The sequence below is a fragment of the Legionella bozemanae genome (assembly GCF_900450575.1).
GTDB classification, from domain to species: Bacteria; Pseudomonadota; Gammaproteobacteria; order Legionellales; family Legionellaceae; genus Legionella; species Legionella bozemanae.
Genome location: NZ_UGGY01000001.1, coordinates 1,908,730 through 1,925,165 on the forward strand (window position 1 = coordinate 1,908,730; position 16,436 = coordinate 1,925,165).

A 16,436-nucleotide genomic window follows, 5' to 3' on the forward strand; every position below is an offset into this window, starting at 1 on the left:
TTATTAGTTATCTGATATGAAAAGTATATCGATACAGGTAGGACTTTAAAATTCAAATATTATTTAAAATTTAGATAGGATGAACTAAAGCTCTATAAGATATGATGCTGATGAAAAAGACAATGAGTCTTTTTCATCAAACGTTATTTATTCTACATATACAGTACTGGCGGCTGGGCCATCATTACTTTTTGCTTCAACAAAAGAAACCCTTTTTCCAACCTCTAATTTATTAAAATCATAGTCGATGACACTTTTACTGGTAAAACGAAGTCTTCTACCATCAATTGTTTCAATAAAACCATAGTCAGCAATAGGAGCGATTTCGCGAATAAATCCCTCGGGAGGTTGTTCGTGATGTTTTACTTCTCCCCGTTGTTTATGAACGTACTTTTTAAGTTTTCGAGTCATAGCAAGAAATTTATCTCTTATTGCAACATAAACGTCTTCATGAGCATGATTTTCAGCAAGATCTCGATTGACTACCAACTCTGCATTGGGAACCATAAGATCAATACGTACATGAAAAATTTTCCCTTTATTATGATGCCGATGGGTTTCAATGCTTACATTACAATTTATAATTCCATCAAAATACTTCGCTAATTTTTCAGCATGTTTGCGTGCATTATCCTCAATAGCTTGAGAGTGTCTTAGATTATTAAATACTATTTGTATAGGAAAATGTACTGAATTCTTCATTGTTTGCTCCTTATATCATATACATCAATATCATTTTTAAAGCTATGTTCTTTGTCTTGCTTCTTTTTTTTGTTGAAGCTTAACTACATCAACTACATTGACCATTGTTTCAGCCAGAATTTCAATAAAATCATCTAGAGTAATTATGCCTATAAGAGCATTCTCATTATTAACAACTGGCAAACGACGGATTTTTTTTGAATGCATCATTTCAAGCGCGTCAAAAAGGCTGTCATTTTCAAAAATACAGGTAAATGGTTCTGTGAGAATATCTTTGACTAACAACGAGTCAGGCTTAATTCCTGCTGCCATGACTTCAATAACCAAATCACGATCGGTGACTATGCCTATAGGCACCTTTTTATTCTGTTGTTCCTCAAGTAAAATCAAGTCACCAACATGATAGGAGCGCATGAGTTCTGCAGCATTTTTTACTGATTCATTGCCGTTAATTACAACTACATTCCGGTTACAGTATTCGCCAACTCTCATAAAGGTCTCCCAAAATAATAGTTGTATTAGTTTTGCTTCGTAAACAAAGTACTTTACTAAACAGAAAAGCACTTCACATTCACTACGTCGAACTACGAATTGACCGCAGGGAAAACGAAAAATTAAATAATTTATTATCTGTTTTTAGTATAGTATATAAAACCCGAACCCGGGTTGATTCAATTGAATTAGTCTTTGTTTATGCTGATATAGAAGATGCATGCGGTTGATTTTTGAGAATTTTATAATGAAACAAGTAAAGATTAACCAGTAAAAATAATAGTGTTAAGCCCAAAGAAAAAAGCACATTAACTCCTAATAGAATAAGAATTGATAAGGCTAAAACGGATCGTATCAACTCAGGAATTAAGATTTTCTGTTTGCCATTGGCGATTGAGCCAAGTATGTAAAGGGTAAATAGGATAAATACTCCTAAAAACCAAGAACTTGGTGTGCTCGATGTGAATGTAAACGAGAGATAAGCATATAAGGTGATTGCAAGTCCTATGTTTAATAGCATATATAATTTAGGAGATGTACGATTTTTAGAGGTAATAATTCTTTTTGAGATGTTTTGATTTTGGTTTTGTAAATGATAAATTATCCATTCTGGAGGCATAAAAAAAGCTTTAATTATATCCAGTTTATTTTTTAGATTTTTTCCATAATACAATACATCTTTAATCACTTTAATATTGGCATAAAAAGGATTCCATGAATCTAAAGGCTCGGTTACCCCGTATTCTACAGGAGCATTTTCTGGCTCGAAAGTTCCAAAGAGCTTATCCCAAATAATTAAACTTCCTGCATAGTTTTTATCTATATATTGCGGGTTTTTTCCATGATGGACTCTATGATGAGAAGGCGTGTTAAATATTTTTTCAAACCATCCCATGCGGTTAATTGATTCAGTATGGATCCAAAATTGATAAATAGTATTTAACGAGGAAACTATGACAAACATCCAAGTCGGAAAACCGATTAAGGCTAAAGGCAGATAAAAAACCCAGGACGTTAAGGTTTGCCAATACCCCTGTCTTAATGCGACCGATAGATTAAAACATTCACTTTGATGATGAACAGAATGCCCTATCCAAAAAAAAGTACACCGGTGGCTTGCCCGATGATACCAGTAGTAGCAAAAATCAGCGCCAAGCCACAACATAAGCCAAGAGCTAATCGAATGTGGGTCAATAGAAAAAAAAGCAAAGTGCTCGTATAAATAATAATAACCGAATATTATGAGTCCTCTTACAGGCAGAGCGGCAATTTCCTCAAAGATACCGGTAGTAAAATTATTTATAGAATCATTGAATTGATATACATTTGATTTTTTATAATAGGCAATGCTCCATTCAATACCTATTAAAATCAAAAAAATAGGCGCAGCAAATACTATTAAACTAATATCCATATCAATCCTTTAGCTCAGGCTAAATTAAAATAATTTTATTTTTTTCACGTATATTTAGATTGTAAATGCTGGAATTAATATTTACCAACTTTTTAAAGTTTAAACTTGGGCTTAGTATTTTTAGGCGTTTCCTTTGTTCTATATTTTAATTGTTCCATTTTTTAACTCTAACTTGTTACTCTATGTGATTACTTACCCCGTCACACTCGTATGAATTTAAAAAATTGATGTATTCAATTTCATAGCCTATGCAAGCAGGCAAATGAGCAACAGAGCTAATAGTATATTTAATAGGGATTTCTGAGGATACATTATTTAATGCTTGAGGATTAACAAAGCAGTAATCAATCCCAAAATCTCTTGCTCCATAACCGTCATTAATAATGGAATCACCCACCATCAATATCGAATGCTTCTCAATAGAGTGTTTGCGCCTGTTCGTAATTTCCTGCACAGCAATATTAAAAACTTCTATATTGGGTTTAGCTACACCAACATCATCAGAAACAATATAACAATCAAACCAATCATTTAATTGCAGTCGTCGCTGTTTTTTTCCCTGAACTTCGACAAAACCATTAGTAATAATGCCTAAAATATGTCCTTTTTGATGTAAAAACTCAATGGCAGTTTTCACATTAGGTATCCAATGAGCATGGATGCAAAGATTGCTATCATACTCATTTGCAACCTCTTCTGCGGATACAGAGCAAGAAAGCTTTTGATTTAATTGCACAAATCGTAGCAATCTCACCTCACTTGGCATAAGTGTGTTTTCTTTGGCTCCAACTTGATTCCATAGAAGGGTGTTGATTTCCTTATAACTCTGCTCAAAGACAGCATATTGAATTGCGGAGTAAAATTTTTTATAAATATTTTTTAAACCCATTCGCTGGGAATAAGCAAAATCGATTAGCGTATCATCGAGATCAAATAAAATAACTTGATAGGGCATTCATGAATCCTGTCATTCATTTTATATCCAAAAATGTAAATACCAATTCACTATACTATGGCCCCAAAATAAAGAAATTAGTCCACTTATGCATAAAAAAGGACCGAAGGGAATTGTAGTATCTTTGGATTTATTTTGTAAACGTAAATACAATAGGCCAATAATTGTACCACTAATTGAAGCAAGAAGTAGAATTAACGGTAAAAATATCCAACCAAACCAAGCACCAAATGCAGCAAACAATTTAAAATCGCCATTGCCCATACCAATTTTGCCAGTGAATAAATAAAATATTTTAATAAATATCCATAATCCTATATAAGCTCCTGCAGCACTAAGCACTGCTTGAGGTAAGGGAGTAAACAAATATTCAGTATTCGCAATAAGCCCTATCCATAATAAACTTAAGGTTAAGCTGTCAGGTAAAATCTGATGGTCTAAGTCAATGAAAATTAAACAAATTAAAATCCAAATCGCAATCAATGCAAAAATCAATTGTACCGTGAAACCAAAATGCCAAGCCGCATATAATGAGAGAAGCATTGTGACTAATTCAATTAAAGGATAGCGAATGGAAATGGGCGCGTTGCATTGGTAACAGCGTCCACGTAAAAACAAATAACTTAAAATTGGAATATTTTGCCAGGCCTTAACCGTTGTTTTACACGAAGGGCAAAAAGATCGTGGAAAAAATAAATTAATTGATTGTTGATCGTCTTTCTTGATTCCGATCAAATCATTGTATTGTTGCCTCCATTCTATTTCCAACATTATGGGCAAGCGGTAAATAATAACGTTAAGTAAACTGCCCACTGCGAGCGAGAATAGGGCGATCGCAGTATACATAAACCAAATATGATTGGTAATGAGGTCATATATCATTGAATGATCCTGCTGAAAAATGTAGGTATTTATATTGCAGATCCTAGTTTAAAGATAGGTAGATACATTGCAACTACAAGTCCGCCTACCAAGACACCTAAAACAGTCATAATAACAGGCTCTAATAAACTGCTGAGCGAGTCGACAGTATTATCAACATCTTCTTCATAAAAGTCAGCAACCTTACTTAACATTCTCTCTAATGCACCTGACTCCTCACCAATGGCAACCATCTGAACCACCATATTTGGAAATAGTTGGGTATTCTCCATGGCCTTATTTATTTGTTGACCAGTAGATACCTCTTCTCTAATTGTGTCAGTGGCTTTAGCGAAAATAATATTTCCTGTAGCACCTGCTACAGATTTAAGTGCTTCAACAAGAGGCAAGCCAGCTGCAAAAGTAATTGATAGCGTCCTTGAAAAACGAGCAATTGCAGCTTTCTCAACAATGGGACCTATTACAGGTAGTTTCAACACAGTTCTATCTACATTTTGCGCAAACTGAGACGAGTGTTTTAGTGCATAAATAAACGCATAAATACTACTAGCCAAAGCTCCAAAAATTAAATACCAATAGGATTGAAAAAATTTAGACATACTCACAACTGCTTGGGTCATAGCAGGCAAGTCTGCACCAAAACCCTTAAATAAAGCGTCAAATTGAGGGACAACGAAAATAAGTAAGCCAGTCGTGACAAGAAAAGTAACAACCAATACAGCCATAGGATAGGTTAAAGCTTTTTTAATTTTCTTTTTTATCGTTTCTATTTTTTCTTTATAAGTAGCGATTTTATCTAACATGATATCAAGAGAGCCTGATTTTTCGCCAGCTTCCACCAAATTGCAGAATAATTCGTTAAAATGGGCAGGATTTTTCTTCAGTGCCTCAGAAAGTGTTAATCCTGTTTCAACATCACCTTTTATATTTTCAATTAATTCTTTAAGCCGTTTATTGGATTGCCCTTTTGCAACGATATCAAAGGATTGCACTAAAGGTATTCCTGATTCAATCATTGTCGCTAATTGACGACTAAATACCGTAATATCCCCAGACTTTATTTTTTTGCTTTTTAGACTGAAAAGAGGTACGCGTTTCTTGGCAATTTTGTTAACGATAATTCCTTGTCTGCGCAGCTCTACTTTGGCTAACGCAAGACTCCTGGCCTCAATATCTCCATTTATTTTCTGAGCCGCTTTATTAACGCCTGTGTAATGAAAGGCTAAGGTGGTATTGGCATTTTTTTTCATTTTTTCGCGGTTAATCAACGGTTACCCGATTGACTTCCTCTATAGTGGTAATGCCTTGTTTTACTTTTTCAAGTCCCGATTGATAAATAGTAATCATGCCTTCTTCCTGGGCGATTCTTAATATATCCAAAGAATTTCCTCCCGACATGATGATTTGGCCAAGTTTTTTAGTCATAGGCAATACTTCAAACAATCCTATTCTCCCGCGGTATCCATTGGTACACTTGGCGCATCCTCCTGCTTTATATAATTTAATTCCCTCTAAATCAGTTTCTGCAAAGCCTAATTCTAACAAGCCCGGCTTGTTGATGTCATCTCTTAAGACTTTACAATGTTCACATAATTTTCGGGCTAAGCGTTGAGCAATAATAAGCGTTACTGAACTGGCTACATTAAATGTTGCAATTCCCATGTTGACTAAACGGTTTAATGTTTCAGCAGCGCTGTTTGTATGTAACGTTGAGAGTACCAAATGTCCTGTTTGTGCTGCTTTAACTGCTATTTCAGCTGTTTCCAAATCACGTATTTCCCCAACCATTATGATGTCAGGGTCTTGCCGTAAAAATGCCCGTAAAGCGCTGGAAAAAGTCAATCCTGCTTTGGGATTGATATTAACTTGATTGATTCCTGGTACTTTAATTTCAACTGGGTCTTCAGCAGTGGAAATATTTACTTCTTTAGTATTGAGTATATTCAATGCAGTGTACAAGGTTACGGTTTTACCACTTCCTGTTGGTCCAGTGACCAGGATCATGCCTTGGGGACGTTTAATTGCATGTATAAAATGTTCTTTTTGAATAGAACTGAACCCTAAAGCTTCAATACCTAATTTTGCTGAACCAGGATCTAATATCCGCATCACAACCTTTTCGCCTGAGGTAGTAGGGCAGGTGCTGACGCGAAAATCGATGGATCTGGTTTTGGATATTTTCATCTTAAATCCACCATCTTGTGGAATTCGTCTTTCTGAAATATCCAAACTGGACATGATTTTTATTCGAGCCGTAATACGCATAGCTAAACTTCCAGGAGGCGTTGCGATTTCATGTAAAATACCATCTTGTCGATAGCGTATACGGTATTCTTGTTCATAAGGCTCAAAATGAATGTCTGAAGCTCCTTGTTTAATCGCATCAAGAAGTATTTTATTGACGAATTTAACTATAGGGGCATCCTCTGTTATCGAGGTAGCAATACTTGTTTCATGTTCTTCTTCGTTAATAATAATCCCATCAAACTCAGTAACATCTCCAACAAATTCGGATAAACCCTGAGTTTCTTGTACCGTCAGTAAATGATCAATTAATGTGCTGAGTTTATCTGCCTCAACTATAATTGCATGCGTATTAAGCCCTGTATGAAATTGGATTTCTTTTAAAGAAGCGTGTTTGCTTGGGTCTTCTGTTGCAAGATATAAATTGTTTCCACGATAAAATAGAGGAACCATTGAGTGGCGACGAATTAGCTTTTCATTGACCAAACTCATAGGAATGGAGTCGATATCAATACAGTCCAAATCAAGCATGGGAACGCCGAAATTATGAGCTGCTGTAAATGCAATTTGTGTCGCTGATAAAATGTTATTTTTGACAAGGTATTGAACTAAGGATATTTTTTCTGCAGAAGCATTCTTACAGAACTCAGCCGCCTGTGGTTTATCCAAAAGCTTTTCAAGAACAAACAACTGTCCTATTCCATGTAATTTAAATTCGTTGCTTCCTAACATAAGTTCTATCGGCTTTGATTATGATAGTAACTATAGTTAATCTCTTTCATAAAATCACCTGTTTTATGCACCTCGGTGTTCTATCTTGCCCTTTAGCAGAGGAAATTTATGTAGGACAATAGCCTCAAGTTCTTTTATTTAAATTTCCAAGCTATTTAAACTCAAAAAATGGATTGTATGTATATGAAACTCGTTGTATTGTAGTTTAATTCAGGATTAACTATCTAAGGTATTATTTTGTTGATTGAACGGCAATTAAAACAATATCGTGCCCTGAATAAATGGTTTCAATCGCCCTTGGGGCTTTTTGCTGCCCATGAATTTTTAGTTAACCTTGAGCCTGAAAGCGAGTATTTACATGGTGAAACACTGCTGCAATTAGGCAATTGTGGTGATAATATCTGGCTAAAAAAATTTAATTACATCCATAAATGGATTGCATCTCCTTTTTCTTTAGCCAATAAAATTCAAATTAAATGTGCTTTAAACCAGCTTCCACTGGATCGTAACAGTGTGGATTGTATTATAGCGCCCCTCACGCTGGAGCCTTTTTCTAACAGCCTTAGTTTGATTGATGAGATCGATCGCGTTCTTAACCCTATGGGTTTTGTTATTTTATTAAGCATTAATCCTTGGAGCCTTTGGGGCGGAGCGATGAAAATCGGGCTGTTGCATTGTTATAGTGATCAAAAGGTTAAAATGCGTTCTCCATTCAATTTAAATCGAATTTTTTTACAAAGAGGTTATAGACAATATTCTCTAAGTAGTTTTTGTTATATACCTCCGGTAAATAATGCATCATTAATTAAAAAATTTACTTTTCTGGATGAAATAGGCAAGATGCTTTGGCCTTTTCCTTCTGGTTTTTACTGTTATATTGCTCAAAAGTATCAAGTTATAAAACCTAAACTGCAAATTACCCCTGATGAGTCAATAAAAGATTATGAAGTTCCATTACAGCCGGTTATTTTTCAAAGCCATGAGCTGTATTCGTCCGATAAAATAAAAAATGATAGATATTAGGAGTTTCATTATTTTGACCAAGAGAGTAGGATTGTAGACAAGCCCTAAGTCTCTTTGGGTTTTGGTGTCATATCAAATGGATTGAGGCTTTTTATTTCTGTTAATGAGGGAGACTCTATTTCCATAGTAGCTGATGATTGAGTTCGCTCAGTAACTGCTTTATCAAATGTTGCCAAGCTATCCATCAATGCTTTTTGGCTTGAGCTGCCAAATTGTTGTTGAGCAACATCGTTTTTTATTGTGTTGCCTATCGTTTCTTGGCTTCCTTCATAAAGTTGGCCACTCCCAGGAGAAAATACATAGTGGTCTGTAGGTGTAAAAGCAATGTCATTTACAAATGAAGCGCTAATAGGCGTCATTCCACCACAACAAAATTGTTTGCAGTTTATTGCTTCATTTTCATAAAATTGATCTTTCTGTTTCTTACTTATAAAAGAAAGAATAGGAGGGAATTCCATGAGTAAGGCTTCACGTTGTCTTTTAAGCGATTCATTATTTTCTGTATCAAGGCATTTTAACCTAAAATGATCAATTAATGGAGATTTTTGTAGTCCGGGAACCAGATTTTGAAAAAAAATCATGTTACCTAATTGAATAGGATCTTGTTCCTGTTTATTTTGTGACATGATATATTTCCTCATTAACTTAATATACACAGGGTATGAATGTTAGTAACCCCTAATAGTTTAAAGATTAGCAGTTATGGCATAAAATGCGAGTTACAAGGCGATTCACGCCAATTTTAATTTGAATAGATGCCCTTTGTTTTTGTATACTTTGTTCCGCCATAAGAACAGGTTAATTTTATGAATAAAAAAACGATATTCAGAATCACTTTTGCCAATCAAGAAGCAATTTATGAAGTTTATGCACGTTCTGTTAAAGAAAGTGATATGTTTGGATTTCTCGAAGTTGAAGAGCTGGTGTTTGGTGAACAAACTGCCTTGGTTGTCGATCCCTCAGAAGAGCGATTAAAAATTGAGTTTAATGGGGTAAAGCGGACTTTTATTCCAATGCATTCAATTTATCGTATTGATGAAGTTACAAAACAAGGAACAGCTAAAGTAAAAGATAATCCGGGCTATGGAGGTAAAGTTAGTCCTTTTCCTGGAACAGGAAAAATAAAAGATTAAATGAATGCTTTCCAATAACCCACTCCTTTGTCCCAAGGATTTATAATGACGATTCCAAATAAAATTAAAGAAGTTTACGAAAAATCAACTTGCTTGTTTACTACTAACGAAGTTGAAGCCGCTCTTGATCGAATGGCGATTAATATACATAAGGAATTGCAAGATCAAAATCCAGTGCTTGTCTGTGTTATGGTAGGGGGCTTAGTCCTTCTAGGTAATTTACTACCACGCTTGGATTTTCCACTAGAAGTCGACTATGTCCACGCAACGCGTTATCGAGGTGATATAACGGGTGGAGAGATTGCCTGGAAAGTGAAGCCATCAGCTAATTTGAAAGGAAGGACAGTTCTTGTTGTGGATGATATTCTGGATGGCGGTGTTACATTGGCAGCAATTATTGATGCTCTAAAAACTTTAGGAGCAGAAAAGGTATACAGTGCTGTTTTAGTGGATAAATATCGAAAACGTGTTCCTAACGGCTTGCAAAAAGCTGATTTTGTAGGTTTACAAGTAGAAGATCATTATATATTTGGTTATGGAATGGATTACAACGAATATCTAAGAAATGCACCAGGTATTTTTGTAGTGCATCCTGAACACGAATAGTAATTGCTAGAGCCTCAAGCGTAATTAATTGTAGAAATCACTATTAGCCGGGCGAGCCCGACTTTCTCCATGAAATGAATTTGATTTTGAATATCTCTTGATGCATCGGCAATTGGAAAAAAATAGATAATTACAACATCCAAGAAAATAGGAAGTTTAACCGTCATTTGATTTTGATGTGTAAGCAAAGGAGAGCTAAAAATGCGATCTGTAGTTGTTACGGGTGTTTCATCAGGAATAGGATATGCCATAGCAAAGGAATTGCTTACTCATGGTATTCAAGTTTTTGGCAGTGTGCGCAATCAAAAAGATGCGCTGCGTGTTACTTATGAACTCGGTACACTTTTTTCTCCTCTAATTTTTGATATAACCGATCAAGTTGCAGTGAGAAATGCAGCACAAGAAGTAGGTGAAAAATTACAGGGCGAAACGCTATGGGGATTAATCAATAATGCAGGGATTGCTGTTGTTGGTCCACTAATAGATACACCAATTGATGAATTTCGCCGTCAATTTGAGGTGAATGTTATTGGACAAATTCAGGTAACTCAAGCTTTCGTGTCTTTACTTGGCGCAGATAAGAGCCTGAAAGGCTCGCCGGGAAAGATCATCAATATAGGTTCTGTATCGGGTAAAATCTGTAGGCCTTTTTTTGGCCCCTATTCGATTTCAAAACATGGCTTAGAAGCATTTTCAGACACGTTACGAATTGAGTTGATGATTTATGGTATTGATGTAGTGCTTATTGGACCGGGAATGGTTAATACCGAGATTTGGCATAAGAATGAGGATCAATTGAGTGAGGATGAACTGTACAAATCAGTTTATACGAAGTCTCTACTTAAATTTAAAAGTTATATTTATCATAAAGTTGCTCAATCTGCTTTACCAACAAAAAAAGTGGGCGAACTTGCATATCAAATTTTATCTAATCCTCATCCTAAAACACGTTATGTGTTAGTTCCTAACCTTTTCTCCGACTGGATACTACCGAGATTATTGCCTAAACATTTTTTAAATAAGAAAATAGCGAAAGCACTTGGTTTTGACAAAAAATCAAAATAGTTAACCCTTTAATATATTTATCAACCAGTTGATAAATATGATCTAAAAACGCGAATTTATATTTTATTTTTAGTCAAAAATAAAGTATTTCGAAGAGATAAAAATTAGCGTATTGGGTTAAATAATTATATAGTCAGTATTATAGTATTCGTTGCATTTTGTTGAAAAAAACCGACGGACTTTTTGTTTTATTTTTGGTATTATTGCTCACTTAATAATTTAATTTTGGATGTATTTCATGAAGTTGGCTTTTTTTATTAGTAGCGCCGGCGATACGGATTTAGCATTAAGTTCGATTAAAGCGATAGAAACTCATGGTAAACATGAGGTCCTTCTTATCCCGTTAACTAAAACAGCCCAAGACCGTATAGCGAATTTTAATTCGACATTAAAGACTACTAAGATCACATTGCCAGAGCTACTTACCACTGAAAATAAAACTTTTCCGGATGGTTCTTGTAGTAAAGAGCAGCTCGATAAGCTAATGAACTATTTGCAAAAGGAGAGGGTTGAGCAGGTTTATTGCGGCATCCCATCGATCAGCAGTAACATTCCATTTCAAATTGCGGCAGCACTAGAAGATATTCCAGTACTCATGGCTTATGAATTTATGTACAAGCCAGATGTTCATCAATTATGGGAGCATTTATCTACCTTAAAAAACAGATCTAATGTACGATGGGCATTGCCATTAAACCACGCAGTAATTGATTTTGGAGTTGTGGACAAAAGTAAATTGCACATTATTGGGCATCTGAGTATTGATAATGCTTTTGCAGCAAAACCACCAACAGCTGCAAGTGATGAAGAATTGGCAAAAATCTTAAAAGCAAAACAAGATAGGACAGATAAAACAAAAAAAAGCTTGCAAATAACTGAAGGGAAATCTTTTGCTTTTGTAAGCAGTACTACTCAGCCTGTTGCTATTGATAGTACTTTTTTAAATTGTCTACTCGACGTGCTTCCCAAACATCCCAATATTAATGTTCGTCTTGGCCTTCATCCCGGTATTGAAAATCTTGATGTTTATTTAACTGAACTGCTCGCAGTTTATAAAAAACATCATAATGAATGTAAAAGTCAATTTAAAATTATTTTAACAGATAGTTTATTCTCAAAGCTTAAAAAACCAGAGTTAACAGTCAATAATCCTGAGTTTGAACAAGTATTTATATGCGCCAATGTGAGTGGTAATGAGGCCGCTGAGGCTGCTGATCGTGTCGCACAGGCTGTACCAGGTGCGTTATTAAACCAAGGAGTATTGGAAGGAAAACCCTCTTATACTCATTTTGGCAAACCTTATCTCCCAGAAAAATATTTTTCGAGCACTATAGCCTCTTTTTTTGCAGAGAAGCGTCAGAAAGCTCGCAGTAAAGAGGAGCTGGGTTTGGATAAGAGGACGGCACCAGAGCGTTGCGCAGAAGTTCTTTTAAGGGGAAAATAATTGCTTTTGCCCCTTTGTTAAATTGTATCTCAAAAAGTTGATCCATTAATGATGGTCTTAATTAAAGGTTGATCCTCTTCCTAGTTGCCACTAAATAACCTGCCAATATGAAAAAAACTTGATAATCAGCTTGGATTACCTTTGCTCAAGAGTGTCTTGGTTAGGTTATTAATGATAGGAATAAGTTTTTTCTTCATCCTTATTCAAATTTGTTGCATCTGTTGGAGAAGCAAAGAACATTTGTTGCATGAGAAGAGGTAGATCAAGCGTCCTCTTCTCTAACCCCTTTTTTGCCATGCTTCTCACATCGGCAGATGCAGCATGTGTACTAATAAATTCCAATTGGCTTAACATTAGTTTTTGCCTTTTCTCATCGTATTTATCCCAGTTATTGAATTTTTCTGTCAAATTGGCAGCTAAAGTAGGATTAATTTTTTCTAATTTCAGAATTGCATCGACGATTAATTGATAACCTTTTCCTGATATAGAATGGAATCCGTAAGGATTTTTAATGAATGTTCCCAATAAAGCATTCACTTTATTGGGATTAGACAAATCAAAGGCAGGATGTAGCATTAATTGTTTTACCAAGTTCACTACATGTTCTGAATGGGCTGCTGCCTGAACATTAAACCAATAATTAATAGCACTTGGATCGTTTTGCCAGAGGTCATAAAAGGATGCTAATAGTTTGTCCGATTGACTGCAGTTATTACTTAGCAGTAGGTTGAGTGCTGAGATACAATCAGTCATATTTTTACCTAATGAATTATTGAATTGCTCAATCAATTGTTGTTCTGTTTTTTCGGACTGTACCGCAGCCAAATAAGCATGGCAAACTTGTCTTAAACGTCGTGCTCCCGCAGATAAGATATCAAACGATTTAAAAGGCGAATGCTGAGATACAGGTATGATATCCAGATTTTTTTGCATACGGACTATATCTTCTTTTAATTCTTTTGCTAGCTGACTTTGAATCAATTGACGTGCTTCTGCTATTTTTTCAAAATCCTGATTTTGCATGCTGGAAAATAAGACTTCTTCAGAAGGTATGGCCATGAGTTCGGCAAGTAACCAATAGTTTAAAGAACTATTTTTCTCATTGATTATGCTTCGGTAAGCGTTAAAAAACTCAGGAGTAAATAGAATGGTCTTACCAGAACAATAATTTTTGACCATTTGGGAGATCAGTTTATTTGCTGCTTCGCAACGATTATATATATTACTATCGTGTTGCATAAGCAGCAATAACTGTTCTGTACTGTATGTAAACTCAAGATGTACAGGAGCAGAAAAGCTACGTAATAAAGAAGGGGTTGGGCGTGAATCAATATTATCAAAATGAAACTCCGTATCAGATTGCTCAACCATTATCATGGTATCGCCTTGCATCTCCTTCCCTTTATTATTGAGTAACCCCACAACAATTGGTATTGGTCTTCCTTTTCCATCTTTAGTGTTAAATTTTAGAGTATAGCGTTTTGCTTCTGCATCATATTCGTCAGTAACTGTTATTTGTGGAATACCTGATTCAGTAAACCAATGTAGAAAGGAGCTCATATCTTTCTTTGTTGATTTACTTAATGATGCCAATACATCTTCTAGTGTTATTGCGCCGCCATCATTATCTTTTAGAAATTGGTTCATTCCTCTATAGAAAGTTTCTTCACCAAGGAAAAGCATCATCATACGAAAAATATCAGCACTTTTCTCATAAGCCGCAGGTGTATAAAGGCTTCTAACATTGGCATAGGTATCTTGTCGTGGAGCACGTTCATCCAGGTTTTTACCATCCAATATCCGAATTAAATCAGTGCCAAATAAACGTTCACGAAACATTGCAGCTCTAAATGTGGTTAATCCTTCTTTAAAGGGTAAGTTAAACCAATCACGAATCGTGACACGATCACCTGACCAATAATGAAAGTATTCATGGGCAACAACTTCTAAAACTCGTAAAAAGTCCGTATCAGTCCGGGTTTCATGAGTAGCAAATAAGTTTGCGGTGTTGAATAAATTTAAGCCTGTCGGCTCAGAAGCGCCCGAGGCATACTTATCAACTCCGGCTACCATATGCTGTGGTAACTCACATTCTAAGTCAAAAATTTCCTCCTCCCAACGCATTGCTTCTTTTAAAACTTCTTTAGCGAAATCACATTTTGTTGTAGCTGCAGGAGGGACATAAAATTCAATTGGTAATTCACGTTCTGAACGTGTTTTGAAATAAGTTACTGATTTTTGTAGTTTTCCTGCAACTAATGCAAATAGATAACTGGGCTTAGGCACTTTATCTACCCAGATTACAGAATGAAGTCCTTCCTCTAGATCGTTATGCTCAATAAGTGAACCATTGGAAAGTAATACAGGGTAATCTTCTTTTTTAGCAATAATTGTTGTTTTGTAGGTCGCTAAACTATCGGGACGATCATGGCAGTAGAGAACGCGGCGAAGTCCTTCGGTTTCAGCTTTCACCAGAATAGTTCCTTCTGTTTCATATAAACCAAATAAATCGGTATTTTCACCCAAACGTGTTGTTGTTTCGAGAGTAAATGCTCGATCCTGAGGAACATTTTTGATAATTAAAGAATCTTTTGTCAGTTCATATTCTTCGTGGGTTAGCTTTTTTCCATCAAGTAAAACGGCTTCTAAGATCATATTTTCACCATCCAATTCCAAATCAGTGGAATAAGACTTGGAGTTTGGATTGGGTTTGATAGTTAATAAAGCTTTTGATTGAACGGGTTTTTTAGAAAGATCTATTTCCAAATCAATGTGCTTTACCTGATAATCGAGAATCTTATAATCACTTAACCTAAATATTCCTGAATGGTTTTTCATGAAAACTCCCTAATTCATGTATGATTAAGAAGCAACAATATAAGATCAAAATGTTTATTTCAACTGAAATAATGATCTAAATGGTAAGCATCGTCTCGTGATCATGTTCTTCTTGGAGTTCATCCATATCTTTTTTATCGCCTTTGATGACGCTTGGATAGTGATGTGGCGACTTAGATTGAATAAACGGATTATTTTCTGCATCCCAAGAGGGAAAAGCCATCATGTCATTAAAATAGCAAAGCGCGTATTCTGCAATTTCCAGTGGAAATTCTATTTTTTCAATAACTTTATTGATTTCTTTGGCAATTTCTGCGTGTAATTGTTCAGAAATTTCTTTGGAGATTGCTCTATTGAAACGTGAATAAGCTAATGTAATATGGAAAACTTTAGGTATTGTTTCTTCGATATTTAAAGATGTGGCTATTTTCTTAATTTGTGCTTCTTGTTCTTTGGGCAAAGATAAAGAGAGAGAAATGGTTCTACCAATGCTGACTTCCATTTTTTCAATTGAAGGATAAAGAGCGTTTTTCTGTAGCGTTTGCTTGATCCTTTTATAGTGAGGCAAGTTATTAATAATAAATTGATTCCATGAACTTCCTATTTGTTGTTCTGTTTCCAAGCTCATTGTAGTCATATGATAACTTTGGGCGGGAAGTGGTAAAAAATAATGTAGGATAAGTGGGTTACTGACTAAGAACTTATAAATGGTTTCACAAAATTCCTTTTGCTTAGGATAGCAGGCCGATACTACTGTCACTCCTGGAAATGGCGCGTATTCACCATGTTCATTAACTTTGCTTAATTGTCTATGGCGCGTCTTTTCATTTCTTAATGTAAACATTTTTATAAGCCAAGAGCAGAAATGAAACAGAGAATATCATATGAATTAATCATGATGCAAAA

The 16,436-nt window shown here is 35.3% G+C and carries 15 protein-coding genes; 5 read left to right on the plus strand and 10 right to left on the minus strand.

All coding sequences use genetic code 11. The features are described from left to right. Window positions 1-147: 147 nt before the first annotated feature. The 7 genes from DY223_RS08265 to pilB all read right to left on the minus strand — a co-directional run bounded on the left by DY223_RS08265 (window position 148) and on the right by pilB (window position 7,421). On the minus strand, window positions 148-702 hold the full coding sequence (locus tag DY223_RS08265) for an HPF/RaiA family ribosome-associated protein (RefSeq protein ID WP_058459943.1): 555 nt from the start codon (window positions 700-702) through the stop codon (window positions 148-150). 42 nt (window positions 703-744) lie between these two features. Next, window positions 745-1,194 (minus strand): CBS domain-containing protein, encoded by a 450-nt coding sequence (locus DY223_RS08270; RefSeq protein ID WP_058459942.1) that lies wholly within the window; start codon window positions 1,192-1,194, stop codon window positions 745-747. 199 nt (window positions 1,195-1,393) lie between these two features. Continuing rightward, a complete protein-coding gene (locus DY223_RS08275; RefSeq protein ID WP_058459941.1) occupies window positions 1,394-2,608 on the minus strand; it encodes a sterol desaturase family protein in 1,215 nt (404 codons plus the stop codon). A 175-nt stretch (window positions 2,609-2,783) separates the two neighbouring features. Beyond that, window positions 2,784-3,563, minus strand: a complete 780-nt coding sequence (locus tag DY223_RS08280; protein WP_058459940.1) for an HAD family hydrolase — start codon at window positions 3,561-3,563, stop codon at window positions 2,784-2,786. Window positions 3,564-3,584: 21 nt separating this feature from the next. After that, the gene (locus DY223_RS08285) at window positions 3,585-4,445 is read right to left on the minus strand and encodes a prepilin peptidase (protein ID WP_058459939.1); all 861 of its coding nucleotides are present in this window, start codon (window positions 4,443-4,445) and stop codon (window positions 3,585-3,587) included. 29 nt (window positions 4,446-4,474) lie between these two features. Continuing rightward, entirely contained in the window at window positions 4,475-5,695 is a 1,221-nt protein-coding gene (locus DY223_RS08290; RefSeq protein ID WP_058459938.1) for a type II secretion system F family protein, read from the minus strand. A 10-nt stretch (window positions 5,696-5,705) separates the two neighbouring features. Then, a complete protein-coding gene (pilB, locus tag DY223_RS08295; protein WP_058459937.1) occupies window positions 5,706-7,421 on the minus strand; it encodes a type IV-A pilus assembly ATPase PilB in 1,716 nt (571 codons plus the stop codon). Window positions 7,422-7,658: 237 nt separating this feature from the next. Between pilB and DY223_RS08300 the strand changes: the two genes are divergently transcribed. Further along, complete coding sequence (locus DY223_RS08300; RefSeq protein ID WP_058459936.1) at window positions 7,659-8,444, plus strand: methyltransferase domain-containing protein; 786 nt, start codon at window positions 7,659-7,661, stop codon at window positions 8,442-8,444. A gap of 44 nt (window positions 8,445-8,488) precedes the next feature. On the opposite strand, the gene DY223_RS08305 is transcribed toward DY223_RS08300, so the two are convergent. Next, on the minus strand, window positions 8,489-9,070 hold the full coding sequence (locus DY223_RS08305) for a hypothetical protein (RefSeq protein WP_058459935.1): 582 nt from the start codon (window positions 9,068-9,070) through the stop codon (window positions 8,489-8,491). 180 nt (window positions 9,071-9,250) lie between these two features. Here DY223_RS08305 and DY223_RS08310 point away from each other — a divergent pair, with 180 nt between their 5' ends. The 4 genes from DY223_RS08310 (at window position 9,251) to DY223_RS08325 (ending at window position 12,692) form a co-directional block, all read left to right on the plus strand. Next, window positions 9,251-9,577: a DUF1820 family protein gene (locus tag DY223_RS08310; RefSeq protein ID WP_058459934.1), complete on the plus strand. Its 327-nt coding sequence runs from the start codon at window positions 9,251-9,253 to the stop codon at window positions 9,575-9,577. Between the two features lie 45 nt (window positions 9,578-9,622). Continuing rightward, window positions 9,623-10,183, plus strand: coding sequence for a hypoxanthine-guanine phosphoribosyltransferase (locus DY223_RS08315; RefSeq protein ID WP_058459933.1), 561 nt, complete (start codon window positions 9,623-9,625; stop codon window positions 10,181-10,183). Between the two features lie 201 nt (window positions 10,184-10,384). Continuing rightward, on the plus strand, window positions 10,385-11,248 hold the full coding sequence (locus DY223_RS08320; protein ID WP_058459932.1) for an SDR family oxidoreductase: 864 nt from the start codon (window positions 10,385-10,387) through the stop codon (window positions 11,246-11,248). Between the two features lie 238 nt (window positions 11,249-11,486). Next, window positions 11,487-12,692 (plus strand): hypothetical protein, encoded by a 1,206-nt coding sequence (locus DY223_RS08325; RefSeq protein ID WP_058459931.1) that lies wholly within the window; start codon window positions 11,487-11,489, stop codon window positions 12,690-12,692. Window positions 12,693-12,860: 168 nt separating this feature from the next. Here the strand turns inward: DY223_RS08325 and pepN are convergent, their stop codons facing one another. Then, a complete protein-coding gene (gene pepN / locus DY223_RS08330; RefSeq protein WP_058459930.1) occupies window positions 12,861-15,530 on the minus strand; it encodes an aminopeptidase N in 2,670 nt (889 codons plus the stop codon). 76 nt (window positions 15,531-15,606) lie between these two features. Next, window positions 15,607-16,374: a DUF1868 domain-containing protein gene (locus DY223_RS08335; RefSeq protein ID WP_058459929.1), complete on the minus strand. Its 768-nt coding sequence runs from the start codon at window positions 16,372-16,374 to the stop codon at window positions 15,607-15,609. Window positions 16,375-16,436 lie beyond the last annotated feature (62 nt).

What these genes read in the sequence shown, in the direction of transcription:
- DY223_RS08305 (WP_058459935.1), bottom strand. Translation starts at nt 9,070, where the DNA reads ATGTCACAAAATAAACAGGAACAAGATCCTATTCAATTAGGTAACATG.
- DY223_RS08275 (WP_058459941.1), bottom strand. Translation starts at nt 2,608, where the DNA reads ATGGATATTAGTTTAATAGTATTTGCTGCGCCTATTTTTTTGATTTTA.
- DY223_RS08315 (WP_058459933.1), top strand. Translation starts at nt 9,623, where the DNA reads ATGACGATTCCAAATAAAATTAAAGAAGTTTACGAAAAATCAACTTGC.
- DY223_RS08290 (WP_058459938.1), bottom strand. Translation starts at nt 5,695, where the DNA reads ATGAAAAAAAATGCCAATACCACCTTAGCCTTTCATTACACAGGCGTT.
- DY223_RS08310 (WP_058459934.1), top strand. Translation starts at nt 9,251, where the DNA reads ATGAATAAAAAAACGATATTCAGAATCACTTTTGCCAATCAAGAAGCA.
- DY223_RS08320 (WP_058459932.1), top strand. Translation starts at nt 10,385, where the DNA reads ATGCGATCTGTAGTTGTTACGGGTGTTTCATCAGGAATAGGATATGCC.
- DY223_RS08325 (WP_058459931.1), top strand. Translation starts at nt 11,487, where the DNA reads ATGAAGTTGGCTTTTTTTATTAGTAGCGCCGGCGATACGGATTTAGCA.
- pepN (WP_058459930.1), bottom strand. Translation starts at nt 15,530, where the DNA reads ATGAAAAACCATTCAGGAATATTTAGGTTAAGTGATTATAAGATTCTC.
- DY223_RS08335 (WP_058459929.1), bottom strand. Translation starts at nt 16,374, where the DNA reads ATGTTTACATTAAGAAATGAAAAGACGCGCCATAGACAATTAAGCAAA.
- DY223_RS08280 (WP_058459940.1), bottom strand. Translation starts at nt 3,563, where the DNA reads ATGCCCTATCAAGTTATTTTATTTGATCTCGATGATACGCTAATCGAT.
- DY223_RS08285 (WP_058459939.1), bottom strand. Translation starts at nt 4,445, where the DNA reads ATGATATATGACCTCATTACCAATCATATTTGGTTTATGTATACTGCG.
- DY223_RS08265 (WP_058459943.1), bottom strand. Translation starts at nt 702, where the DNA reads ATGAAGAATTCAGTACATTTTCCTATACAAATAGTATTTAATAATCTA.
- pilB (WP_058459937.1), bottom strand. Translation starts at nt 7,421, where the DNA reads ATGTTAGGAAGCAACGAATTTAAATTACATGGAATAGGACAGTTGTTT.
- DY223_RS08270 (WP_058459942.1), bottom strand. Translation starts at nt 1,194, where the DNA reads ATGAGAGTTGGCGAATACTGTAACCGGAATGTAGTTGTAATTAACGGC.